The following is a 24,460-nucleotide window of genomic DNA, read 5'->3' as shown; positions in this document are numbered from 1 at the left end:
AGAGTGAAAGGAGAACTTTAGTAGTGTTATTAAAAGAGATTGATACAAACCACGGTACCTCTAGGGTGTCATGCACATACACTCCGTCTATTGAAACCTACAATATTGTCACAGATAATATGACGGATGATTGTAAACCTACCCAGCTTGGCAATGGATGTTGCATTTGGCTAAATGAGAAAGGGCAACTCGGAGAGATTGAATGTATTTGTCCAAAGAGTTTCAAAAATGGAATTTCAACATATTTTCATCTTGACGAATGGATTGATGGGACACCTTCTTTCGAGATATCTTCAATTGATGGTGATGTAGTCATTGAACAACTTGAGGATGGATATATTATCTGGTTATCGAGAAAAAGTAACGTAGAACTAGAAGTATCGCAAAGTGGAATAAGCTACTTGTTATCAGGAAATAAACTATCAGGTATAGTAGCTAAAAAAAGTGAAATAATTGAATGAACCATAATGGATTGTCATGCCTAGTAGGAATGAAGTTTTGTCTAAATCCATATAAGGAAATAGTAAGAGATTCTAAAGGGATTAGAGGAAGATAATAATAATTATGGTTTTCTATATTAACCACATGTAAACTCTTGCATGTGGTTTCTTTTTATGGTCGTGGGTTCGAATCCCGCTACTCCGATTTCAATCAAAATGTCCTGCTGATGCAGCTAATGCGTCTGCTGGGCGTTTTTTTTTTGAATATTACATACCCTATTAATCTTTGTTTCTACTGGGTTTTGACGAGCTAATCGTATGCAACGAATGTATGAAGCCACCTCTGCACTGGATTCGGAGGCAGAAGTGGCAACTCAACAATCGTTGGCGGAATGGTCTGCTGTATGACTTTTTTAATTTGCCTATAAAGATTCCTGAAGAGCCTTGGAAGAAGTGCTGTAATCAGCATAACGGGGAAGCACAATAGTGTAGTATATTCCTACAATAACGGTACAGACTCCAACTAATATAAATAGAGCTTCAATTGAAATAAATGAAGGGAAGCTTACAGCAACGAAACCTAATGTAAGAGACTGGGATAGCATCATTAAAGGATTAATTAGACCTTGCACACGTCCCATCATTTGAGGATCTACAATACGAGGAAGCCAGCCTCCAATGCCAATGTTAATGAACGGGAGAATCATTGCAATGATAAAGTTGATAGTCAGAAAAACATAGAGGTGGCTAACAAATCCAATTGTACACGTACCAATTCCGGCTACCAGAATTCCTAGTGCAATCATTTGGTGTAGTTTTAGCTTGGCGGAGATGAGGGATGCGATTAGGGTACCAAGTAACACACCTGCTCCAAAAATAATACCTGTCCAAACCATATACTGCTCATAGTTACCTGGAGCTAACTTATATTTAAGAATAAACATCGGTAAAACGCTAAAACCACCATTTAGAATGCCGAACATAAAAAAGCCTGATACCAACCAAAATAATAGCCTGTTGCGTAATATGTAGAGGAATCCTTGTTTAAAATCGTTCATGACAAGTTTGAATTTTAATTGTTTAAATTGATGTGTCCCGTTGGGAAGACGCACTTCCTTTGGAATTTTGCAGGAATGAATAAGCAGCGCAGACACAATAAAAGAAATAGCATCAATTAGGATGGCCCCAATAATTCCAAAATGCCAGTAAACTAGGGCTCCTAGAGTTCCTCCAAATAACATGAAAAGGCTCCCCATCATTTGATTAAGCCCCGCCGCAATGGTGTAATCATCTTTGCTTAATATTCCCTGTATAATGGCACTTTCAGCTGGGAAGAAAAATTTGGAGGCAGCACTACGGATGAAGAGAAGAGCAAATATCAAAGGAATCGAATCGACCCAAATAAAAATAAGCAAACATAGGGACAAACAAGCGCTGATCCAGTCACAATTAACAGCAATTTTTTGTCGGTCCATCCGATCTGCCAGCACGCCAACCACGAGAAATACTGCTAGCATCGGGAGCGAATACATTAACTCGGCAATCGTTGCATAGTATGGCTGATTTGTAAACCGTTTCAACAAATAAAACATGAATGCAGTTACCCCAATAATTCCTCCCATTTGTGAGGCGAAGGTTGCTAGAAAAAACCTGACATAATTCTTGTTTTTGAGTACTTGTTTTAATCCAGTCACAGTTCCATCCCTTTCGCTTTCAAAGCGGTTTTTAGATGCTTAAGTAAAATAATAGTGAAAAGTGGAGGTTTTGTACAGAAAAGTGACTTTAATGTCACATTAGAGTTGAATTTGCATTGTATCAACTCCATGTTTTTAGAAGTCAGATGTAAATTATAGTCTTATTGAGAAAATATAGATTTTTTAGTTCTTTCAATGATCCCAATAGGTTGTCTGAAAAAATTAATACGATAATCGTTGTCTATAATGTGGGAATTACGCAATGGCCCGATTCATCTCATTTACGCATGGATATGTTGAGAAAAAGGAAATGCTCATAGCTAGAAAACTTTATACAATGGAAGAGGAATAAGAATTGTGAAATTCGACTTTTGATGAAGGATTTCATATAATGTGAGCATATTGTGAACAACTTAAATTGAAGACTTAATAAAAAAATGAAAATGATTTCCGTCCAGCTATGAATTTCAAAATTTGACGGAGGGAACGAGATGACAATGGAAGAGAGCAGCAGACAGGTACCTTGGCAGGCGTATTACGGACCTAATCTAGGTTATGTGCAGGACCAGTATGAAAAGTATGTAGCGGACCCCGGAACAGTTGATCCGGCTTACCGCGAGCTGTTTGATCAATGGGGTGAGCCGCCACAATCCGAATACTCGGCTGCTTCCATGATAGACAACAAATTGCAAGGCCCCCCCACAAGTGCTTTGGGGCACCTTGATTCGAACACATTGCAGAAAGCGGTTACAGCGGGGAAAATGGTGTGGAATATCCGTGAATACGGACATTTAGCCGCCCAAATCGATCCGCTGGAACTGGATGCAGAGCAGGATACACGCTTGCTTAATCCAGCATCTTACGGTTTAACTGAACAAGACTTGAAGGCTTTTCCAGCCTCTTTAATATGGGATAACGCTCCTGCGGGAACACTTAACGGATGGGAAGCCATTCAACGGTTACGTGTAGCATACACAGGACCGATTGCCTATGAATTTAGTCATATTCACAACGAGGAGGAACGCCGCTGGCTGAACAGCTATGCAGAATCTGGCTGGTCCTCCAAGCCACTTACAACACAGGAACGCAAGTCGTTGCTGGGCAGATTGGTAGAAGTAGAACAGTTCGAAGAGTTTTTGCATAAAACATTCGTCGGACAGAAACGTTTTTCGATTGAGGGTAATGATGTGCTTGTCCCTGTACTCGACGAGATTATTCGTCTAACCACAAATGCAGGAGCAAGTCATGTCCTGATGGGTATGGCGCATCGCGGCCGTTTGAATGTACTGGCTCATGTGCTGGGCAAGCCTTACAGTAAAATTTTCTCTGAATTTCATCATTCGCCGAATAAAGATTTGATCCCGTCGGAAGGTTCCACAGGAATTAACTACGGCTGGACTGGCGATGTGAAATATCATCTGGGTGCTGATCGTTTTGTAAAAGATGGGGGAGCGGTGCAGGCCCGTCTGACATTGGCGAATAACCCAAGTCACCTGGAATATGTTAATCCAGTGGTACAAGGATTTTCACGAGCTGCACAGGAAGACCGCAGTGAGGCTGGTTATCCGAAGCTGGATGTGAGCAAGGCAGCTACAATTATTATGCACGGTGATGCGGCTTTCCCAGGTGAAGGTATCGTGGCAGAATCACTTAATTTCACCAATTTGCGTGGCTTCCGTAATGGCGGCACGGTCCATATTATTGTGAATAATCGTCTGGGTTTTACAACGGAAAGTGTCGATTCCCGCTCGACCCGTTATGCCAGTGATCTGGCTAAAGGCTATGAAATTCCAATTGTGCATGTGAACGCGGATAATCCCGAAGCTTGTATTGCAGCTGCTCGTATGGCTGGCGAATACCGCAATCGTTTCAAGAAGGATTTTCTGATTGATCTGATTGGTTACCGTCGTTATGGTCACAATGAATCCGATGACCCGGAAACAACACAACCGCTGGTATATCGTAAGGTGAAGAATCATCCGACGGTGAGCAAATTGTATACTCAAAAGCTGATGAAGCAGGGGGTTGTGGATGAAGCGTTTAGTGCCGGCCTCATTGAAAAGGTCCAAACCAGACTGAAGGAAGCGCATGAGCATGTGAAGAATCAACCGGAACAAGAGCCGGAAATGACTCCTGTGAAAGCGAAAAAGAATCAGAGTTCTATGGTACGTACTGCAGTGGAATTGAAAAAGCTGCGCCAAATCAATGAAAACTTGCTCAAATGGCCACAGGCTTTTCATGTATATCCGAAGCTGGATCGAATTTTACAGCGTAGAAAAACCGCTCTGAACGAGGGAGAAAAGGTAGATTGGAGCTTGGCGGAGACGCTGGCTTTGGCCACCATTCTCGCAGACGGCAAGCCTATTCGTATGACAGGTCAGGATGCGGAGCGAGCTACATTTGCTCACCGTAACCTCGTGCTGCATGAGCCTGAAACAGGCCGTACACATTGCCCGTTGCATACTTTGCCGGAAGCACGTGCTTCGTTCAGTATTCATAACAGTCCATTGTCTGAGGCATCTGTCCTCGGCTTTGAATACGGCTATAACGTGTATTCTCCTGAAACGTTAGTGATTTGGGAAGCGCAATTCGGCGATTTTGCCAACTGTGCACAGGTTATTTTTGACCAATTCATTTCTGCGGGCCGTGCCAAATGGAGACAGAAATCGAGTCTGGTGATGCTGTTACCGCATGGTAGCGAAGGACAAGGACCAGAGCACACGAGCGCACGTCTGGAGCGTTTTCTCCAGTTGTCCGCACAAAATAACTGGACTGTCGCTAATTTGAGCAGTGCCTCTCAGTATTTCCATCTGCTGCGCCGTCAGGCTGCATTAAGCGAAAGTGAGGAAGCCCGTCCGCTTGTGATGATGTCGCCGAAGAGCCTGATTCGTAATAATCGTGTCGCTTCGCCTGCTTCTGAATTCAGCGAAGGAGCTTTCCGTCCTGTGTTGGAACAGCCTGGTCTGGGTGCACGTCCGGATCGTGTAGAGCGCATTGTACTGTGCAGTGGCAAGATTGCCATTGATCTCGAAGAAGCATTGGAAAAGGATAAGAATGAGGCAGAAGAGCGTCTGCATATTATTCGTGTGGAGCAGCTATACCCTTTCCCGGAAGAGGAAATTCGGAATATTTTCGGCCGCTTCCCGCATGTTAAGGAGTTCGTATGGGCTCAGGAAGAACCTAAAAATATGGGGGCTTGGAGTTACATGGAACCTCGTCTGCGGAATGTAGTGCCACAGGGAGCGGAAATTCGTTACGCAGGCAGACCAGATCGTTCAAGCCCAGCCAGCGGTTATCAGCAAGTACACAGCCTAGAACAACAGCGAATTATTCAATCGGCGTTGAAGCAGGATTCCAAAAACAATATTACACTTGGGAGGTAGCGGCTGTGAGCGATATTATAGTGCCAGCAATGGGAGAATCCATCACGGAAGGAACAATCTCCAAATGGCTTGTGAAGGAAGGGGATTCCGTAGGACAGGGAGATGTTCTACTGGAGCTGGAAACCGATAAGGTCAATCTGGAAATTAGTGCGGAAGAAGCAGGTGTGGTCCAGAAAATCCTTCGTCAGGAGGGAGATACTGTGGTCATCGGTGAAGCTGTTGGCTTGATCGGAAGCGGCAGTGGTGATGCGGAATCAACCGGTGCTGGAGAAGTTGCAGCGACTCAAGCGCCTGAAGCACCGTCCGTAGCGACTTCACCGTCTTCCGTAGGAGGCGGCGTTAAAGCAGAAGAAAAGTCTGCACCGCCTATTTCATCGAATGGCGACGGGAATGGCCAGACCGCATCACCATCCGCCCGGAAGTTGGCGCGTGAGCGCGGGATTGATCTTGAACAGGTACAGGGAAAGGACCCGCTCGGACGTGTTTTCCAGGAGGATGTAAAAACGCATAACAGCGCTGAAGTGTCACGTGCAGCATCTGTACCTGCGTCTCCCGCTACTAGCAAGCCTGCGCCTCCGTCTCCAGCACAAACGGAGTACAGCAAGCCTGTGGAACGCCAGCGGATGTCTCGACGCAGAGCGACGATCGCTAAGCGTCTTGTTGAAGCACAGCAAACAGCTGCCATGCTCACCACTTTTAATGAAGTGGATATGACTGCCATTCTCGATGTGCGTAAACGCCGTAAAGATAAGTTTAAGGAAAAACATGATGTAGGTTTGGGCTTTATGTCCTTCTTTACAAAGGCAGTGGTTGGTGCACTCAAGCGCTTCCCTACCGTGAATGCAGAAATTAATGGCGATGATATCGTACTGAAAAAATACTATGATATCGGGATTGCTGTATCTGCCAAGGAAGGTTTAGTCGTGCCAGTTGTAAGGGATGCTGATCGTCTCGGCTTTGCTGAGATCGAGAAGAGCATTGCAGATTTGGCTGGCAAAGCTCGCTCCAATTCACTTTCTCTGGCCGACTTGCAAGGGGGAACTTTTACTATAACCAATGGAGGTATTTTTGGTTCCCTGCTGTCTACGCCGATTCTCAATACGCCGCAAGTGGGTATTTTGGGAATGCATAAAATCCAACTTCGCCCGATTGCCATCGACGAGGAACGAATGGAAAATCGTCCGATGATGTATATCGCGTTGTCCTACGATCACCGGATTATTGATGGTAGTGAGGCGGTTCGTTTCCTGGTAACGGTTAAAGAATTGCTGGAAGATCCGGAATCATTGTTACTGGAAGGATAAAATAAAGGTAAGTGGATCTTCTCTTTACGTGTATGACAAAAGCAGACTCTTGCGAGTCTGCTTTTTTTCCTGCATAGTTATAACATAAGGCAACTGATATGACAGGGAGTAGATGTAGAGAAGGGCGGGAACTGTTTTGGATAAAGACTTGCGCTATCCGATAGGATCATTTGTTGTTCCAGATACCATTACAGAAGAACAGCTTATCGCATGGATTCACGATATTGCTGAATTGCCTGCACAACTACGTCAGGCGGTCGAAGGACTGAATGAGCAGCAGCTAAATACGCCTTATCGCGAAGGGGGCTGGACGATTCGGCAGGTAGTTCATCATGTGGCAGACAGCCATATGAACAGCTATATCCGTTTTAAGCTGGCACTGACGGAGGATACACCTACGATCAAGCCATATGATGAGGGGCGTTGGGCCGAAATACCAGACGCCAGGGAGCTTCCACTGGAACCCTCGTTGCAATTGCTAGAAGGACTGCATGAACGGTGGGTGACCGTGTTGCGATCGTTGGGAGAGGATCAGCTACACCGATCGTTTATTCATCCTGAATCGGGCCAGACGATCCGCCTGGAACGAAACATCGGCATCTATGCCTGGCATGGCAAACATCATACAGCTCATATTACTTCCTTGAGAGAACGAAATGCATGGTGATTTTTAAAACTATACCCAAATGAAATATAAAGGAATTAAAAAGAAACCTTCAATCCCACTTTGATCGTGGTTTTAAAGGTTTCTTTTCTTATTTCCTCACAAGGCTGATGACTTGGGCGAGTTTGATTGTTCAGGTGCCTCGGTGGCTCCAGACAATGCGGAAACAGAGGTCACCCCTGTGTTAACATGACGGTCGAGCCAGTCTACGATGTCACTCATCACCTCGTCGCGGTTTGTTTCATGCAGCATCTCATGGCGACCGTCAGGATAGAGGCGATACTCCATGTCCTGAAGCTCTAGGCTTCGATACATTTCCACTAGTGACAACACACCTTTACCGAACAAACCCACTGGATCACGATCCCCGGCAAAAATATAAACTGGCAGTTTGGGATTGATGTGTTTCAGCGAGGAAGGCCAGTGGATTTCTTGCAATAGCCTGAAAAAATCCAGAAAAAAGCCTGTCGTGCAAATAGCTCCACATAATGGGTCATGTACGAACTGATCTACTTCCTCAGGATCACGGGACAGCCAGTCAAACGCCGTACGCACTGGACGAAAGGCGCGGTTAAAGCCGCCAAAGACCATAGCGTTGAGCAGCATGCTGCGATGATCCATTCCTTGCAGCTTGGCTTGCAGTAGAGCAACTTGCTCTCCGAGCTTTAGGAGACCACGTCGTCCGTTGGTTCCCGATAAAATAAACCCGTGATACGTTTGCCGATCATCATACATAATTTTCTGGGTTAAAAAGGACCCCATGCTGTGACCCAGCAAAAAACGAGACTGATCAGGGAATTCCTTAGCCGCAATTTCGCCTAGCTCCAGCATGCCGTTTGCCATGCGATTAAACGCATTAGCTCCCGGCATACCCAGCTTATCAGGATCACCAGCCGTGCGCCCGTGACCGATATGATCGTTGGCATACACACCATAACCGCAACCAGTAAGCTTTTCGGCCAGTCGAATGTAGCGATAGGCTGTCTCGCACATACCATGCGAAATTTGAACAATCCCCTTAATGGGCAAATTCTGATCAGGCAGCCAGCGGTAGGCAAAAAGCTCTGTTCCGTCATTTTCAGCGATGGTGAAGGTGTATTCCCGCATAATTAGACATCACATCCTTTAAGCTTTAAGGAAGATAAGATCTAAGTACGGTCATTCCGTCATTCAGCGTGTAACCGCTCAGGTTAGCAGGCAACAGGAAGCAATCTCCAGCTTTACAGGAAAGAGACTCGGTATTATTGTTCCATGTTATGGTCCCACTGCCTTCACAAATCACGAGAATGGTGAAGCTGTCTTCCGTTGTAGAAAGTGCCCAACTTCCATCTACGATACCCTTTTCCACAACAAAATACTCACAGGCAGCCAGCTGGAGCCATTTTCCAGGCTGTAAGCCGTCCGTTTTCATCGTTGTTGCACCTGCACCCTCGTAGGAGGTTACATTGAGGGAATCCTCGATATGCAACTCACGAGGCTTGCCGTCCAGTCCGGGGCGATTGTAGTCATATAAGCGGTAGGTAGTATCCGAATTTTGCTGGATTTCAGCAACGACAACGCCTGCACACAGTGCATGTACGGTTCCGGCGGGGATGAAGAACGTATCGCCTGCTTCGACTGGAACCTGGCGCAAGCTGCCGAGGATATCCCCAGTTTCAAGAGCTGTGCGCAGACTCTCGCGAGTTACACCTTCGGTCAGACCATAAATAATCTTGGCATCTGGCTTGGCATCAAGCACGTACCACATTTCAGTTTTCCCTAATTCTCCGGCTGGAAGTCCTGCGTAATCATCTGTCGGATGCACCTGAACGGATAAGTCATCATTACAATCCAGTAGTTTGATCAAAAGTGGAAATCGTCCGCCTTTTTCCGATACACCCTTGGCCCCGAGCCAATCCTGCCCGTAGGTCTCGCGGATTTCATCCAGTCCTTTGCCTGCCAGCTCACCATTGATGACCGTTGTTGTTCCGTTTGGATGATCGGCAATCATCCATCCTTCCCCGATATGTCCTTCTGGTGGGGTTAGACCAAATTGCTCTAAGGCCCGTCCTCCCCAAACTCTCTCTTTGAACTCAGGTTGAAATTGCAGCGGGTATGGCTTTAGCATAATTTCTCTCCTCCATAATGAGTAATGAGTGCGACCTAACAGAATAGGGAAATCAATAACGTGCCGCTGGGGCAATAAACTGGGATGAATAGCGCCCGAACGAGCTTAAAAAATGATATATGTAAGGCGGCTAAAAAAGCCGCTCATAACCTGAGTTTAAAATCCGACATTATTTCTTTTCAACCGCCACTACGTAAGGCGAAGCGGCTCGTTGTAATTGACGATAAATAATGCTTTGACTGCTGGAGACCGGGAGAGCTGAAGCCCATTGTAGGACGGCTTCTGCTTCTTCGCTGCCTCCAGCATGCCCTGGATAGAGTACGGCAGTCAGAATGCCGCGTGGTCGCAGCAATTGTAAGGCAGCATCAAGTGCGACGAGCGTGCTGTCTGTATGGGTGATGACAGTAGGATCGGCGCCTTCGGAAGGCAAGTAGCCGAGGTTAAACATGACCGCAGCGACTTTGCCATGCAGCATGTCCGGAACGGCCTCCCGCATTTGCTCGTGACCTTGTAGCAGTAGCGATACTTCTGCTAATGAAGGCGAAGCGTTTTCTTCCAGTCGACGACGGGCGCAATGCAGTGCTTCTTGCTGGATGTCGAAGCCATAGACACGGCCCCGTTTGCCAGCAGCTTTTGCCAGAAACAACGTATCTGCTCCTGTGCCGACGGTGGCATCTATAGCAGTATCACCTGGCTGCACCCGCGCAGCCACCAATTGATGAGCGTAGCTTAGGACGGATAGGAACCCCATTTAAGGTTGCCTCCAGTATTTTCCCTGCCACGTTTCACGTGACTTCAGTTCATGATCGATGGCATTAAGCACTTCCCATTTTTTAAGCGACCACATGGGTCCCACTAGCAAATCGCGTGGGGCATCTCCGGTTAACCGATGAACGATCATTTCGGGAGGTAAAATCTCCAGCGTATCAACTATCAGCTTAACGTATTCGTCCTTTTCCAGAAAGCGTAGCAATCCCGCTTCATACTGCTTGACCATGGGCGTTTTGCGCATGAGATGCAGCAGGTGGATTTTGATACCCTGCACATCCATAGCCGCTACTGCACGTCCCGTATCGAGCATCATTTCATGCGTCTCTTGGGGCAGACCATAAATAATGTGGGCGCACACGCGGATATTCCGCTTGCGCAGCTTTTCCACCGCATCCAGATAGCATTGAGTATCATGAGCACGGTTAATCAGCTCTGAGGTCGATTCATGGACAGTTTGCAGACCCATTTCAACCCACAGGTACGTGCGTTCGTTTAGCTCGGCAAGGTAATCCACTACATCGTCAGGCAGGCAATCAGGACGTGTAGCGATGGACAGACCGACAACGCCTGGCTGCTCCAGAATAACCTCAAAGTATTCTCGCAGTTCCTCAACCGGGGCATACGTATTAGTGTAGGCTTGGAAATAGCCAATATATTTGGCGTTTGGCCATTTTAGATGCTGCCGATCCCGAATCGTATTGAACTGGGTGACCAGATCATCACGACGACGCCCAGCAAAATCACCCGATCCGCGTGCGCTACAAAAGGTGCAACCCCCTTTAGCGATGGAACCATCGCGATTCGGACAGGTAAAACCCGCATCCAGCATGACTTTGAACACTTTATTTTGAAATTGCTCACGCATTTCGTAATTCCAAGTATGGAACCGTTTATCTCCCCACAGGAGAGGAGCAGGCAATAAATCTGTTTTCATGGGTGTACTCCTTTTTTTACGATCACCCTATTGTAACAAAAATCAGTCTTCATTGGGAATCATTTGACCGAACAAGTCAATAAAATGTGCGGATTTTATGGCGTTGCGGATTGAAAAAGGTTACACAATGTGTTATATTGTAAGCGGTACCAGACATACAATAAAAGGACTGTTTTCGATCCTGAAGATAAAAGTTATCCGTTGCTAATGATTATTCTTCAGGGAGGCAGCTATGCTGTTTCTATCGCCTGTTTTAGGGTAAGTGCACGTCGGTTCCATCACAAATAACCCGTGAGGTGATCTTTTATGAATGCGCAGGATAAGACGCGTATGGATAAAGTTACTGTTGAGTTAACCTTTGATGAGGCGTTGGCATTGACTGGTGTCCGTTTTGGGCAGGATCGTCAGATTGGAACGACCGCACGTCAAAAAATCAGAGCGGCTTGCCAAAAGACAATTGATTTTTCACCTGCTGATGGGGTAGACTATGAACAATTAAATTAGTTGGACCCCAATCCAAATATATTGAAAAAGGAATTTCATTTCCGTATCTTCAAGCGGGGGTGAAATTCCTTTTTCCTTGATAACAGAGTATATGGAGGAGTAACATGCGTTTACGCGGAAGAAAAGGAATACGGGAAAGTCTGGAAGAACAGCAGGATCTAGTCATCTTGGAGCCGGCACAGTATAAGGGGAAATGGCAGCAGGTTTTTGATAATGATCGTCCCATTCATGTGGAATTCGGTATGGGTAAAGGGCAATTTATAAGCCAAATGAGCTTCCGGAATCCGGAGGTTAACTATATTGGCTTTGATATGTATGATGAGCTGGTTCGCCGTGCAACAGAAAAGTCTCGTCTGGCCTGGAGTAATTCAGAGGTTGATACGCCGCCTAATATCAAATTGGCACTGGCAAACATTGAACAGATCGAGAATGTTTTTGAACCAGGAGAGATTGAACGCATTTATCTGAATTTTAGTGATCCCTGGCCTAAAGCCAAGCATGCACGTCGTCGTTTGACGCATCCGCGTTTTTTGGACAAGTACCGTCAGCTTTTGAACAGCAAAGGACAAATTCATTTTAAGACCGATTCGGAGACACTGTTTGAGTTTTCTCTGAATTCGTTTGCCGATAGCGGTTTGCAGATGACGAATATTTCGTTAAACCTTCATCGTGAGGGGATCAACGAAGAGCATGTCATGACGGAATATGAACAAAAGTTCATGGGCAAAGGTATGAATATTCATCGAGTCGAGGTGCTGATCGGCAAAGATGCTTTGGAAGAGTACGGAAAAACACGTCTCGAAAAGTATGGGAAATAAAAACAGATCAAACGGATAAAATAAGACAGGGTGCTTCCTTTTAGGAAAGCACCCTGTTCGGTTCCAGTATATCCAGAATACTCTGTGCGCTCTGAAGAGGATAATATCGCGCTACATTATGGACGTGCTCCTGTCGCTTGCGGACGATTTCTGGAAAATCGTGTAGCAGTCGGTTCATCCATTTAACGACAACATCCAGCGAAGTAATCGGTTCTCCGAAGCCTTGAGCCGTAAAGTATTGACAATTTTCCTCCTCCTGTCCAGGGAGAGGTTTGTGAAACAGCATCGGAATCCCTTTGGCCAATCCCTCGGTGCATGTCATTCCGCCGGGTTTGGTGATGAGCAGATTCGATACCTCCATTAATTTGTCGATTTCCCGTGTAAATCCGAAGATATGAATATTTGGATGATTAAACCTAGGATCCAATTGCATTTTACGACGAATTTTATCATTATGCCCCAAACAAAAAATAAATTGAATGTTTTCTCTCCACTGAGTAAGCGAACGATGTATGACTTCGTCATTCATAAGGCCCCAGCCGCCACCCATAACGAGTACGGTCGGGATGGGTTTAAGTCCAAATTGTTCTCTAATTTCATCGTGCCCAGGATGTTCCCAAAAATTTGGATGAACGGGAATGCCGGTCACCTGGATTTTCGAGACGGGTACTCCGCGCGCGCGCAGCTTACGCATGACTTCAGGCGTAGATACAAAGTACCGGTCAACCTCGGGACTAATCCATGTTCCATGTGCATCGTAGTCTGTAATGACAGTACAAAGCGGAACATGTAAACCTAAGCGCTTCAAACGTGAAATTACCGCGCTTGGGATGGGGTGAGTACATACCACCAAATCGGGACGAAGCTGCCGGAGAATGTTTCGGGTCTGCGTGTAGAACAGACGGTGCAAAGCGAGCGTTGTAAGACGGTTTAATGATTTTTTGTACTGATGACGGTAAACCAATCCGACTAGGCGAGGCTGCGATACAACAGTCTTCTTGTATGCTGTAATAATAAGCGGGGCCATTCTTGGATTCAAAAAACTCCCCAGCTCCAGCACTCTTGTCTGCACATTCGGAGAAAGCTTCCGCAAACTGCTTGAGAGCGCGTAGGCAGCTTGAGTATGTCCGGCACCGAAACCTTCCGATAATAATAACACTCGTTTTTTAGCCACTCTCATTTCACCTGTTCCTGCTGGGATGTTCTCAATCATACCATATCGGCTTTAAGGCCAGAATGCAACCGTTCCTATTGCTGCAGACGTTCCGATGACCGCTCCTGCGAGTACATCCGTTGGGTAGTGGAGACCCAGATAAATCCGAGAAAAACCTACAATTGTCGCTACAGGCAACAGCAGCAGTGTTAGCATCGGTGACTGTAGCATAAAAGGCACGGTAGCTGAAAAAATAGCGGTCGTGTGCCCTGAGGGAAAAGAATGGTCCGACAAGGGGTTGCGGAATGTATTTGTACCTGGTAGCGCCAAATACGGGCGAATCCGCGGATACAGCCTTTTAACGATAGCTACGGGGATGTGACTGACCCCGAGAGCGATGGCTCCCTTCATACCGGAATCTTTCCACGGATTCGGAGCGAGCCACCAAATAAGGAGTGTGGAGGCTATAGTAAAGGTAGCCCCACCTAAATGTGTGAGATAATAAAGCCAGAAGTTCAAAAAACGGTTGTGTAAGCGTCCGTTGATCCATTTGAACAACTGCTGCTCCAGATTTACAAGTTTTACGACTAGACGTTGCATTTGGTTTCCTCCGGTTGCCGGTTCAGGTCAGTCGGCAAATATTTTGAGTCATTTTGACATAATCAGACCATAAGTAATTATTCTCTTGCTCTCATCATATTTTTAAACGCTGTTCATTTCAAGAATCACTAAAGATTCATAAATTACTTGGTTCAATTCTACACAAAAATGTTAATGGAATATAAGCCGAATTGTATGACTTTCTTTGCGTTCATCCGTCTAATAAGATAGAGTGTTTAGAAGTGGTTGCTAATTGGCCCACAAAAAGGAGGGACCAAAGAAATAAAAAGTTAGCAAATGGATGAAAATAAGACCTAAGCGTCATGAATGAGAAGCCCAGCGCCGCATTCCCGGTTCAAACGGGAGTTTGTTGTGTTTTTTTGCTGCTGAGACCAGTTTAAGGGCTTTGACAAAAGATTGAAAACCAACGAAAATCGTAATGGCATTCCTGTGTCAGCCAAAAGGGGGCTGCGCACAGCCAATGAAGAAAGCAAGGGTCGGGTCAAAAACTACAGAAAAGGCGCGCAAAGCGCCGCAACTTGCGCTACACAGATAGAAAACAAACAAACGCAAGATTTTAAGGGGTATAAAAAGGGGGTAACAAGAGATCATGTTAGACGCTATTTTCGTGACGCTCCAGATCATACTGGCGGTGATCGCAGTCTATCAGTTTGCATTCTCCTTGTTCGGATTGGTTCGCAAGAAAAGGAAAGAGCACGCGGCTCCAGAAAAATCATTTGCCATTTTAGTCGCTGCCCACAATGAAGAACAGGTTGTCGGAGCATTGATGGAAAATTTGAAGCAACTTGATTATCCGAAGGAACTTTACGATGTGTTCGTAATCTGTGATAACTGTACAGATAAGACTGCGGACATCGTTCGCGCTCACGGCATGAATGCTTGTGAACGTACGAATCCGAATCTGCGTGGTAAAGGCTACGCTATTGAGTGGATGCTCAAGGAATTATGGGCTATGCCGCGCCAATATGATGCTATTGTCATGTTTGATGCTGACAATTTGGCGCATACTAATTTCTTGAGTGAAATGAACAATGATCTGTGTACAGGTGCCCGTGTTATTCAGGGGTACATTGATACTAAGAATCCTGAGGATTCTTGGATTACAGCGGCATACGGGGTATCTTATTGGTACATCAACCGTTTGTGGCAGCTGTCACGTCACAATCTGAACATGGCTAATTTCCTCGGTGGTACAGGCATGTGCTTTGAAACAAATCTGCTTAAGGAAATGGGCTGGGGTGCGACAAGTCTGGTAGAGGATTTGGAATTCACCATGCGCTGCACACAGTGCAACGTATATCCAAGATTTAATTACGATGCCAAGGTATATGATGAAAAGCCGTTGACATTCAAGGCCTCGTCAAGACAGCGTCTGCGCTGGATGCAAGGTCACTTCACTGTTGCTCGTCGTTATTTCTTCCCGTTGCTGTGGCAAAGTATCAAGCATAGAAGCCTGATTAAATTCGATATGGCTCTTTATGGTCTGAACGTGTATATCGTACTGCTCACCTTCTTGATGACAGTAGCGATGTGGATAGATATCGCCTTCTTTGGTGGACCTAATATCGAGAACATCTATGTACAGTTACCAGCTTGGACTGGTGTTATAGCTATTGGTCTGAATGTTGCTACTTTTGTGATCGCAATGATTTTGGAAAAGGTCACATTCAAAAAAGTATATCTGTACTTATTGCTGTTCCCGATCTATGCGATTTCGTGGTATCCGATTACGGTCTATGCGTTCTTTACACAGAACAATAAGCAATGGAGCCATACCCAGCATACGCGTGTCGTTCGCTTGGAAGAGGTTCAAAGTAAGCAAGGTTAATTGGACGGTGAAATAGGACTGAAGATCGGTGTCATTCATTTTTCATTAAAGGGTTGACACCACGATTGCACCGTGATAAGATATTCGAGTATGTTAATTGAAAAGATGGATTAACAAGTAGAAGGTCCGACTTCTCACCTGCCCGGTATTGCCGGCTGGTCATGATCCAATGATTTGTGAATTGAACTTTCATGATGAATTGAGTATCAGACAGGGATGTCGGCTGTGTAGTCGTCATCCCTTTTTTGTGCTTAAACACAATACAACAATAACAGGTTCTGGAGGTGGAGGGTTATTAGTAAGGAACATATGATCAATGATGAGATTCGGGTGAGAGAAGTACGTCTAGTTGGTGCAAATGGGGAACAAATCGGGATTACACCGACGCGTGAAGCTTTGCAAATGGCGATTGACGCAAACTTGGATCTCGTGAACGTGGCGCCTCAAGCGAAGCCGCCCGTGTGTCGGATTATGGATTACGGAAAATTCCGCTATGAGCAACAGAAGAAAGAAAAGGAAGCCCGTAAAAACCAGAAGATCGTTGACATCAAAGAGGTATGGTTCCGTTCCAACATCGAGGAACATGACTACCAAACCAAGTTTCGCAATGTGGTGAAGTTCCTGAATGAAGGGGACAAGGTGAAATGCTCCGTTCGTTTCCGCGGTCGTGAAATTACTCATGCTAATGTGGGTCAAAAAATTCTCGAACGTGTGAAATTGGAAGTTGCTGATCTTTGTACCGTGGAGCGCCAACCCAAGCTCGAAGGACGCAGCATGATTATGATATTGGCTCCAAAGAGTCAATGACAAATTAAGGAGGAAGTTCAATGCCTAAAATGAAAACACATAGCAGCCTTAAAGGCCGCTTCAAAATTACCGGTACTGGTAAAGTAATGCGTTACAAAGCTTACAAAAACCATTTGCTTTCCCACAAATCCAAACGTGCAAAACGCGTTCTGGGTACTAACCCTGAGATGGCACCTGGGGACGTTAAACGTCTGAAACAAGGTCTTGCTAACCTGAAATAGCACTAGCACTGCAATGAATGAAGTATAAACATTATTTGGGAGGTCTATTGATATGGCAAGAGTAAAGGGCGGATTCGTCGTTCGTCGTCGTCATAAAAAAGTATTGAAGCTTGCTAAAGGTTATTTTGGTTCCAAACACCGCATTTTTAAAACAGCTAACGAGCAGGTAATGAAATCGCTTGTTTACGCATACCGTGACCGTCGTCAGACGAAACGTAACTTCCGCAGACTGTGGATCGTGCGTATCAACGCAGCAGCTCGTTTGAACGGTTTGTCTTACAGCAAATTGATGCACGGCCTGAAATTGGCTGGTGTGGACATTAACCGCAAAATCTTGGCTGATCTTGCAGTCAATGATATTAATGCATTCAACTCTTTGGCAACTGTTGCTAAAGGCAAAATCAACGCTTAATTATTAATAATGAAGCGTGGAAACCGCGAAAGTGGTAAAAAGGTATCCCAAGCAGTACGCTGTGTAGGGATGCCTTTTTTTGTACATACTCAATGTTACGGTAAAGACTTCGTTTTCTCCAAAATACGAATAAATATGACGTGAGATGGAAGAATGTATGTTTTTTTTAACTTTATAGCGCTTACATTGATGGAACTTTAAAAAAAATTGACCCAAGGTTATTAATTGTCTAGATTTTAGCCGATCATAATTGTATAATCTCTAAAGTAAGTCTTCTGTACGATCTGTCTCGTCAGTAAATGACATGTATGAGCATGTACATGTTCAAAGAAAAGAGACAGTCCAGGGATCTAACACTAAGGGGGAACAGTATCAGCATGAAGAAAATGTTCAGTATGTCTTTGGTTATGCTGCTGGCGATCTCGGTCATTCTCGCAGGCTGCGGTAACAAAAATCAAGGTGCGTCCAACGCAAATGGTGGAGACACAGGTGGTTCTGCCAAAACATCGAATGTCCAAATTGGCATGGTTACAGATGTGGGTGGAGTAAACGACAAATCGTTTAATCAATCTGCTTGGGAGGCACTACAAGCCACTGAGAAAGAATCAGGCGCTAAAGTTAAATACCTGCAAAGTAAATCCGATCAAGATTATATTCCTAACCTGAACCAATTTGTTAAGGGTGATTTTAACTTGACTTGGGGAATCGGTTTTAATCTGGCGAATGCGATTGGACAAGTAGCGAAAGACAACCCAAGCAAAAACTTGGCGATCATTGACAGTGTCGTGGATGCGCCTAACGTAAAATCGGTTGTTTTTGCTGAAAATGAAGGTTCCTTCTTGGTGGGGGTTGTAGCTGGTAAGCTTACCAAAACAAACAAAATTGGTTTTGTGGGTGGACAAGACAGCCCGTTGATCAAACGTTTTGAAAAAGGATTCGAAGCAGGAATTAAAGCTGTAAATCCAAATGCAAAATTGGAAGTTAACTATACAGGTGCATTTGATAAGCCGGACCTGGGTAAAGCAGCAGCTGCAACGATCTATAACAGTGGTGCGGATATTATTTTCCATGCAGCTGGCGGATCTGGTACAGGTGTATTCAACGAAGCGCTCGCACGTAAGCAACAAGGTCAGCAAGTATGGGTTATTGGCGTAGATAAAGACCAATCGCTTGAGTTTGGTGACGACGTAACATTGACTTCGATGGTAAAACGTGTAGATGAAGCTGTAAAACGCGTATCTAAAGAAGTAATTGACGGTAATTTCAAGGGCGGTATCGAAACACTGGCTCTGAAGGATAATGGAATTGGTTTGGCAGACACATCAACGAAAAATGTACCTAAAGATGTGCTTGATCTTGTAGAACAATACAAGCAAAAAATTATTAAGGGCGAAATTACAGTTCCTTCGAAATAAGTTTTGGCTTGAAGAACATATAAGTGGCGACAAGGCTGGTTCATAAGACTAGCCTTGTTCTTACGTCTGGAGTTATATGAATTATAACGGGCAAAATCAGCTCATTGGAGCACATACTATAAAGTGTATAAGGGTGATCTCATGGATGCAGCGACCCCCGTCGTTGAGTTAAAGCAAATTACAAAACGATTCCCCGGCATCGTTGCCAACGACTCCATCAGCATCAAGCTGCATAAGGGAGAAATTCATGCCCTTTTGGGTGAGAATGGCGCGGGTAAATCTACGCTTATGAATATTCTTTTCGGACTGTATCAGCCGGATGAAGGGACAATTGAAATCGGAGGTAAACCCGTACAGATTGATAGTCCAAATAAGGCGATTGATCTGGGGATTGGCATGGTGCATCAGCATTTTAAACTCGTACAGCCGTTTACCGTTACCGAAAATATTGTCCTGGGCTCGGAGCCACGTAAGGGTCTGAAAATCAATTATAAAAAGGCTGCCGCAGAAGTACAGCGGTTGTCTGAGCAGTACGGCCTTCAGGTAAATCCGAATGCCAAAATTGAGGATATATCTGTTGGTATGCAGCAACGTGTAGAAATTATCAAAACGCTCTATCGCGGTGCAGATATTCTGATTTTCGATGAGCCTACAGCTGTACTGACACCACAAGAGATCACTGAGTTGCTGGACATTATGAAGCGCTTGGTCGCTGAAGGCAAATCAATTATTCTTATTACTCATAAACTTAAAGAAATCATGCAAATTGCAGATACCGTTACGATCATTCGTCGAGGTCAGGTTATTGATACAGTCAAGACGTCTGAAACAACACCAAATGAGCTGGCTGAAAAAATGGTGGGCCGTCGTGTGTCCTTTAAAGTGGACAAGCAGCTTGCGCAACCAGGACAGACGGTACTGGAAATGAACAATGTAATTTCTAAAAACAAGGATGGCATTAATGTTCTAAATGAGTTGAACCTGCAGGTTAAGGCGGGCGAGATTTTGGGGATTGCCGGAGTAGATGGTAATGGACAGAGTGAGCTGATCGAAGCTTTGACAGGCTTACGCAAGGTGGATGGTGGGAGCATTCGTTTGCTCGGACAAGAGGTGGCCAATCAGCCACCACGCAAAATTTCAGAGGCAGGCGTTTCACATATACCGGAGGACCGTCATAAGCATGGGTTGGTGCTCGATTTTTCTATGAGTGAAAATATGGTGCTGGAGACGTATTACCAGGCGCCTTACAGTAAAAATGGCTTCTTGAACAAAGATGCTATAGAGAAACAGGCCAAAAGTCTTATCGAAAAGTTTGATGTAAGAACACCGGATATTCACACGAAGGCAAGAGCATTATCTGGTGGGAACCAGCAGAAGGCTATCATTGCGCGTGAAATTGATAAAAATCCAGACCTTCTCATTGCAGCACAGCCTACACGCGGTCTGGATGTCGGAGCTATTGAATTTGTCCAGAAACAACTGATTGCCCAACGGGACCAAGGTAAAGCTGTATTGCTCATATCTTTTGAACTGGACGAGATTATGAATGTATCTGACCGAATTGCTGTCATCTATGAGGGCAAGATTGTCGGGGAAGTGCTGCCAGAAGAAACGAATGACCAGGAACTGGGACTGATGATGGCAGGAAGTGCAGTGAAGAAAGGAGTAGAGAATGGCTAATCTATTGAAAATATTCACAAAAGACTCCTTTGTACTGGCGCTGGTCTCTATTATTTTGGGTCTCCTTCTGGGTGCTATTGTGATGCTGATTGGCGGGTATGACCCTATTGTGGCCTATTCTGCTTTGTTTAGCCGTGTATACGGAGATTCCTACAACTTTGGAGAGGCTATCCGTGAGATGACTCCGCTGATTTTAACGGGGTTGGCATTTGCTTTTGCGGCCCGCGCCGGTTTGTTTAATATCGGCGGCGAAGGTCAGTTTCTGGTAGGTATGACAGCTGCTTCGATTGTGGGCATTAAACTCCATGGGTTGCCAGCTATCATTCATGCACCGCTAGCTGTAATTGCAGGGGCCGTTTTTGGAGGTCTGTGGGCTGCGATTGCTGGCTATTTGAAGGCCAAAAGAGGTGTGAATGAAGTTATTACATGTATTATGATGAACTGGATTGGTCTGTATTTGGCTAATTTGGTGATCAATCAGTTCGCACTTATGGATGGTGAAAATCGTTCTGTGGATATTCAGCCTTCTGCTTCAATTTCCATCGAATGGCTGTCCCAGATGATGGGGAATGCTCGGGTACATTGGGGCACAGTTATTGCTGTGCTGGCAGCAGTCTTTTTCTACATTTTCATGTGGAAAACAAAGCAGGGCTATGAGCTTCGGGCTGTCGGATTTAATCAGGATGCATCCCGCTATGCAGGTATGAATGTAAATCGTAATATCATAAAAGCGATGTTTATTAGTGGGGTTTTTGCCGGATTGGCAGGCGCCTTTGAAGTGCTGGGAGTATTCCATTATCAATCTGTCATGGCAGGATCACCGGGAACGGGTTTTGATGGTATCGCTGTAGCTCTGATTGGGATGAATAACCCATTCGGTGTGCTGCTCGGTTCTGTTTTGTTCGGAACGCTTACGTATGGTTCTGCGGGGATGAGCTTTAGCGCAGATGTACCGCCCGAGATTATCCGGGTTGTCATTGGCTCGATTATTTTCTTCATTGCGGCCCAAGGTATCGTACGTTGGGTTGTGAAGCCGCTCTACTCCAAGCGGAAGAAAGAGAAGGTGTTGTAAAATGAGTTGGTTAACACTTGGTGAATTAATCCATACAACGCTCGTTTTTGCGACGGCGATTATTTTTGCGTCTCTCGGCGGAGTTTTTTCAGAGAAATCCGGTGTAACGAATCTCGGGTTGGAAGGACTTATGGTATTTGGAGCGTTTGCAGCGGGTGTTGGCGGATTTTATGCCGAGCAAGCTGGACTAGGAGGCACCTCTGCGGCTTGGGTAGGTGTGCTGTCAGCTGCGGTGTTCGGTATTTTGGTTTCGTTAATTCATGCTGTAGCCTCTATTACGTTTAAAGCCGATCAGGTAATAAGCGGTATAGTTATTAACTTTCTGGCAGCAGGTAGTACACTGTACATGGTCAAGCTTTTATTTGAGGGAGATGGTGACACCGGTCGGATTCAGGGTTTTAACGAAATATCCATCCCTTACCTTGTGGATATCCCGATTGCAGGAAAAGCCTTTTTCCAAGCTTACCCAACGACATATTTAGCCATTCTATTAGTTATTATTGGCTATTTTACATTGTATAAAACACCGTTTGGCTTACGTTTGCGTTCCGTTGGGGAGCATCCAGGAGCGGCCGATACAGTGGGGATTAAAGTAAATCGTCTTCGTTATATTGGTGTTATGATCAGTGGGGCATTGGCTGGGATTGGTGGAGCTACAATAACCCTGACTACAACCAACATGTTCTCACACAATACAGTTTCGGGGCAGGGATATATTGCTATTGCCGCTATGATTTTCGGTAAATGGAATCCGCTTGGCGCTTTTGGCGCAGCAGTGTTTTTTGGTTTTTCACAAGCCATTCGCAACTATGTGCAGCTGTTCGCATGGTCGCAAAGTATTCCCCAGGAAATTATTTTTATGTTGCCATATCTCCTGACGATTATTGTACTGGTAGCGGCTGTCGGACGTTCACGCGCTCCGGCCGCTTTGGGTCAACTTTATGATCCAAGCAAGCGTTAAAACTTATAGACAGCTGATGTGTATGTCTTTAAAAATGTACATTGGTGTGAGGATTTTGCAAAAATCCCATAAGCGACTTCCAATGAACATGATATAGATCGAAATGGTTTAGTTCGTCTATATCTTGCACTTCGGAGCGACTGGAATCGAATTTTTCAAAATCCTGGTATAAAAAAATCTGGTATCTGCATGTGCAGGTACCAGATTTTTTTTTATATTGTGCAGGCATTTAAACATACGCTACTGGCATGAATGGAATAGACTGTGCTATGCAGATTGGACGGGACGCTCGGCCCCTGTCAGCTCCGGTCTATTTTGTGGTGGTGATGAGCTATCAAGGAGCCGTTCAATCTGTCCATCCGTTGAGAAAGAAGGAGGAAATACGATGAAACAGGCAGTAACCAGAAAGCAGGTGGAGAAGCTTGTCGGCAAAGTCATCTTCGCTACTCGCAAGGATGGTTCCCAGGTCAGCGGCAAGCTGATTCGCATTTCGGGTAACCGACTGGTTCTTCAACCAAACTGCAAGAAAAAAGTAAACACGAAGGCGATTATTCCTCTGGTGCTGTTTGACTTGCTTGCCATCGGCACAGCTCCATACATTGGTGCCTATGGTGGGGGATATGGTGGCTACGGTCCAGGTTATGGAGGACCAGGATATGGTCCGCAGCCAGGCCCGTATACAGACGGGGGATACCCCGGGGTAGGATATCCGTATTACCCTAATTTATTTTAGTCATACAAAATCTTGGACCCGAAAAAGATACTTTTTACAGTGACTTTTCGAGTTCATGGCATCGGCTCAGAGCTACGTATCGCAGCATTTGATATTGATGACGCAGATAAAAATGGATCCCCCTGATATTGTCTTCGTCCACCATAACTTTAGCCCGCTTGCAGCGACGCAGTCGTCCGTAGTGTTCGGCATGCTCCAGCAGTTTTTTTCCGTATCGCATACCTTGATGAGCCGAAGAGATTGCGATCAAATCAATGTATAATAGTTCGCCATGCAGCATAACATGAATGAAGCCAACAACCTGTGCATTATCCGGTCTGCAAGCTACAAAAGTGATGCCCCGGTTTAAGCGCCGGGGTAATTCTTTGCGTATTTGTTCCATTTCTTGGGCACTTAAATGCGATAGGGGGACAAGCTCTTGCTCGATGAGACGAAAGATGATGGTGTCATCTTGAGAGCTGCGTTTTCGAATCATAAACGGGCCTCCTTTTCTACCCTTTTAACAAGATAAGACGTGGCTTTGGAGGAGTGCACTGTCTCACCGTGTGGTCTTTTTTATAATATGCGGGTACCTCTTACAAGCGTGCGACTCTGAGGTGCTTCAGAAAAGAAACATAAATTTTTATGAAATATGGGTATTGACTATCCCAGATGTGAGACATATAATGTGTCTAAACATTTGAAAGAATGACATGAACTCAACGGCAATGAAGAGGACGAAGTGATTAGGGCTCTTTTGTTCAGAGAGTGAGGCATTAGCTGCAAGCTTCACCAAAATCCCTTTTTAACGAGCTCACCTTGGAGCTGTTTTCCTGAAAAGTATTTGGGCCCGATAATATTAACGGTGCTCTGAATCACCTATTAGGGAAAATCGTACGGTCTACGTTACAGACGCCAGATATGGAGATCCTTTGTGATTTCTGTACCTGCCAAGGTTC

The 24,460-nt window shown here is 45.2% G+C and carries 23 protein-coding genes; 15 read left to right on the top strand and 8 right to left on the bottom strand.

The window, feature by feature from the left end; translation table 11 throughout:
- Window positions 1-23: 23 nt before the first annotated feature.
- Window positions 24-461 (top strand): hypothetical protein, encoded by a 438-nt coding sequence (locus ACQW03_RS04180; RefSeq protein ID WP_160789005.1) that lies wholly within the window; start codon window positions 24-26, stop codon window positions 459-461.
- 401 nt (window positions 462-862) lie between these two features.
- On the opposite strand, the gene ACQW03_RS04175 is transcribed toward ACQW03_RS04180, so the two are convergent.
- Window positions 863-2,134: an MFS transporter gene (locus ACQW03_RS04175; RefSeq protein WP_441948397.1), complete on the bottom strand. Its 1,272-nt coding sequence runs from the start codon at window positions 2,132-2,134 to the stop codon at window positions 863-865.
- A gap of 491 nt (window positions 2,135-2,625) precedes the next feature.
- Here ACQW03_RS04175 and ACQW03_RS04170 point away from each other — a divergent pair, with 491 nt between their 5' ends.
- From ACQW03_RS04170 to ACQW03_RS04160, 3 genes are all read left to right on the top strand, one after another.
- The gene (locus ACQW03_RS04170) at window positions 2,626-5,517 is read left to right on the top strand and encodes a 2-oxoglutarate dehydrogenase E1 component (RefSeq protein WP_441948395.1); all 2,892 of its coding nucleotides are present in this window, start codon (window positions 2,626-2,628) and stop codon (window positions 5,515-5,517) included.
- 5 nt (window positions 5,518-5,522) lie between these two features.
- A complete protein-coding gene (gene odhB / locus ACQW03_RS04165; RefSeq protein ID WP_028542972.1) occupies window positions 5,523-6,821 on the top strand; it encodes a 2-oxoglutarate dehydrogenase complex dihydrolipoyllysine-residue succinyltransferase in 1,299 nt (432 codons plus the stop codon).
- 136 nt (window positions 6,822-6,957) lie between these two features.
- A complete protein-coding gene (locus ACQW03_RS04160) occupies window positions 6,958-7,488 on the top strand; it encodes a YfiT family bacillithiol transferase (protein WP_053324956.1) in 531 nt (176 codons plus the stop codon).
- 96 nt (window positions 7,489-7,584) lie between these two features.
- Here ACQW03_RS04160 and ACQW03_RS04155 read toward each other — a convergent pair whose 3' ends face one another.
- From ACQW03_RS04155 to ACQW03_RS04140, 4 genes are all read right to left on the bottom strand, one after another.
- Window positions 7,585-8,592 (bottom strand): alpha/beta fold hydrolase, encoded by a 1,008-nt coding sequence (locus ACQW03_RS04155; RefSeq protein WP_441948392.1) that lies wholly within the window; start codon window positions 8,590-8,592, stop codon window positions 7,585-7,587.
- Between the two features lie 25 nt (window positions 8,593-8,617).
- Entirely contained in the window at window positions 8,618-9,592 is a 975-nt protein-coding gene (locus ACQW03_RS04150; protein WP_441948390.1) for a type I phosphomannose isomerase catalytic subunit, read from the bottom strand.
- Between the two features lie 169 nt (window positions 9,593-9,761).
- On the bottom strand, window positions 9,762-10,343 hold the full coding sequence (locus ACQW03_RS04145; protein WP_023987750.1) for a class I SAM-dependent methyltransferase: 582 nt from the start codon (window positions 10,341-10,343) through the stop codon (window positions 9,762-9,764).
- A complete protein-coding gene (locus tag ACQW03_RS04140; RefSeq protein ID WP_028542970.1) occupies window positions 10,344-11,297 on the bottom strand; it encodes a TIGR01212 family radical SAM protein in 954 nt (317 codons plus the stop codon). It abuts the gene before it with no gap.
- A gap of 306 nt (window positions 11,298-11,603) precedes the next feature.
- Between ACQW03_RS04140 and ACQW03_RS04135 the strand changes: the two genes are divergently transcribed.
- On the top strand, window positions 11,604-11,801 hold the full coding sequence (locus ACQW03_RS04135; protein ID WP_013309373.1) for a hypothetical protein: 198 nt from the start codon (window positions 11,604-11,606) through the stop codon (window positions 11,799-11,801).
- 104 nt (window positions 11,802-11,905) lie between these two features.
- Entirely contained in the window at window positions 11,906-12,619 is a 714-nt protein-coding gene (gene trmB, locus ACQW03_RS04130) for a tRNA (guanosine(46)-N7)-methyltransferase TrmB (protein ID WP_028542969.1), read from the top strand.
- A 40-nt stretch (window positions 12,620-12,659) separates the two neighbouring features.
- Here trmB and ACQW03_RS04125 read toward each other — a convergent pair whose 3' ends face one another.
- Together ACQW03_RS04125 and ACQW03_RS04120 are read right to left on the bottom strand one after the other, a co-directional pair.
- Complete coding sequence (locus ACQW03_RS04125; RefSeq protein WP_023987753.1) at window positions 12,660-13,793, bottom strand: MGDG synthase family glycosyltransferase; 1,134 nt, start codon at window positions 13,791-13,793, stop codon at window positions 12,660-12,662.
- A gap of 51 nt (window positions 13,794-13,844) precedes the next feature.
- Window positions 13,845-14,372, bottom strand: coding sequence for a phosphatase PAP2 family protein (locus tag ACQW03_RS04120; RefSeq protein ID WP_013309376.1), 528 nt, complete (start codon window positions 14,370-14,372; stop codon window positions 13,845-13,847).
- Window positions 14,373-14,982: 610 nt separating this feature from the next.
- Between ACQW03_RS04120 and ACQW03_RS04115 the strand changes: the two genes are divergently transcribed.
- The 9 genes from ACQW03_RS04115 (at window position 14,983) to ACQW03_RS04075 (ending at window position 23,522) form a co-directional block, all read left to right on the top strand.
- Complete coding sequence (locus tag ACQW03_RS04115) at window positions 14,983-16,221, top strand: glycosyltransferase family 2 protein (protein ID WP_023987754.1); 1,239 nt, start codon at window positions 14,983-14,985, stop codon at window positions 16,219-16,221.
- 309 nt (window positions 16,222-16,530) lie between these two features.
- Window positions 16,531-17,028 carry a translation initiation factor IF-3 gene (gene infC / locus ACQW03_RS04110; protein WP_013309378.1) on the top strand — a complete coding sequence of 166 codons (498 nt, stop codon included), beginning with the start codon at window positions 16,531-16,533 and terminating at the stop codon, window positions 17,026-17,028.
- Window positions 17,029-17,048: 20 nt separating this feature from the next.
- The gene (gene rpmI, locus ACQW03_RS04105; RefSeq protein WP_013309379.1) at window positions 17,049-17,249 is read left to right on the top strand and encodes a 50S ribosomal protein L35; all 201 of its coding nucleotides are present in this window, start codon (window positions 17,049-17,051) and stop codon (window positions 17,247-17,249) included.
- A 52-nt stretch (window positions 17,250-17,301) separates the two neighbouring features.
- On the top strand, window positions 17,302-17,661 hold the full coding sequence (gene rplT, locus ACQW03_RS04100; protein ID WP_007429517.1) for a 50S ribosomal protein L20: 360 nt from the start codon (window positions 17,302-17,304) through the stop codon (window positions 17,659-17,661).
- A gap of 377 nt (window positions 17,662-18,038) precedes the next feature.
- Window positions 18,039-19,076 carry a BMP family lipoprotein gene (locus ACQW03_RS04095; protein WP_025724105.1) on the top strand — a complete coding sequence of 346 codons (1,038 nt, stop codon included), beginning with the start codon at window positions 18,039-18,041 and terminating at the stop codon, window positions 19,074-19,076.
- A gap of 141 nt (window positions 19,077-19,217) precedes the next feature.
- Window positions 19,218-20,756 carry an ABC transporter ATP-binding protein gene (locus tag ACQW03_RS04090; protein ID WP_023987756.1) on the top strand — a complete coding sequence of 513 codons (1,539 nt, stop codon included), beginning with the start codon at window positions 19,218-19,220 and terminating at the stop codon, window positions 20,754-20,756.
- On the top strand, window positions 20,749-21,828 hold the full coding sequence (locus tag ACQW03_RS04085; RefSeq protein ID WP_013309382.1) for an ABC transporter permease: 1,080 nt from the start codon (window positions 20,749-20,751) through the stop codon (window positions 21,826-21,828). The genes ACQW03_RS04090 and ACQW03_RS04085 overlap by 8 nt, the downstream gene beginning before the upstream one ends.
- Before the next feature lies 1 nt (window position 21,829).
- Complete coding sequence (locus tag ACQW03_RS04080) at window positions 21,830-22,789, top strand: ABC transporter permease (RefSeq protein WP_010349245.1); 960 nt, start codon at window positions 21,830-21,832, stop codon at window positions 22,787-22,789.
- Between the two features lie 385 nt (window positions 22,790-23,174).
- Window positions 23,175-23,522, top strand: coding sequence for a hypothetical protein (locus ACQW03_RS04075; RefSeq protein WP_441948383.1), 348 nt, complete (start codon window positions 23,175-23,177; stop codon window positions 23,520-23,522).
- 34 nt (window positions 23,523-23,556) lie between these two features.
- Here ACQW03_RS04075 and ACQW03_RS04070 read toward each other — a convergent pair whose 3' ends face one another.
- Window positions 23,557-23,997 (bottom strand): GNAT family N-acetyltransferase, encoded by a 441-nt coding sequence (locus ACQW03_RS04070; RefSeq protein WP_025724102.1) that lies wholly within the window; start codon window positions 23,995-23,997, stop codon window positions 23,557-23,559.
- Between the last annotated feature and the right edge of the window lie 463 nt (window positions 23,998-24,460).

Origin of the sequence: Paenibacillus sp. DRB1-1 (assembly GCF_052119485.1) — a bacterium.
GTDB lineage: Bacteria > Bacillota > Bacilli > Paenibacillales > Paenibacillaceae > Paenibacillus > Paenibacillus polymyxa_B.
This window is presented reverse-complemented; position numbering and strand designations above follow the sequence as displayed.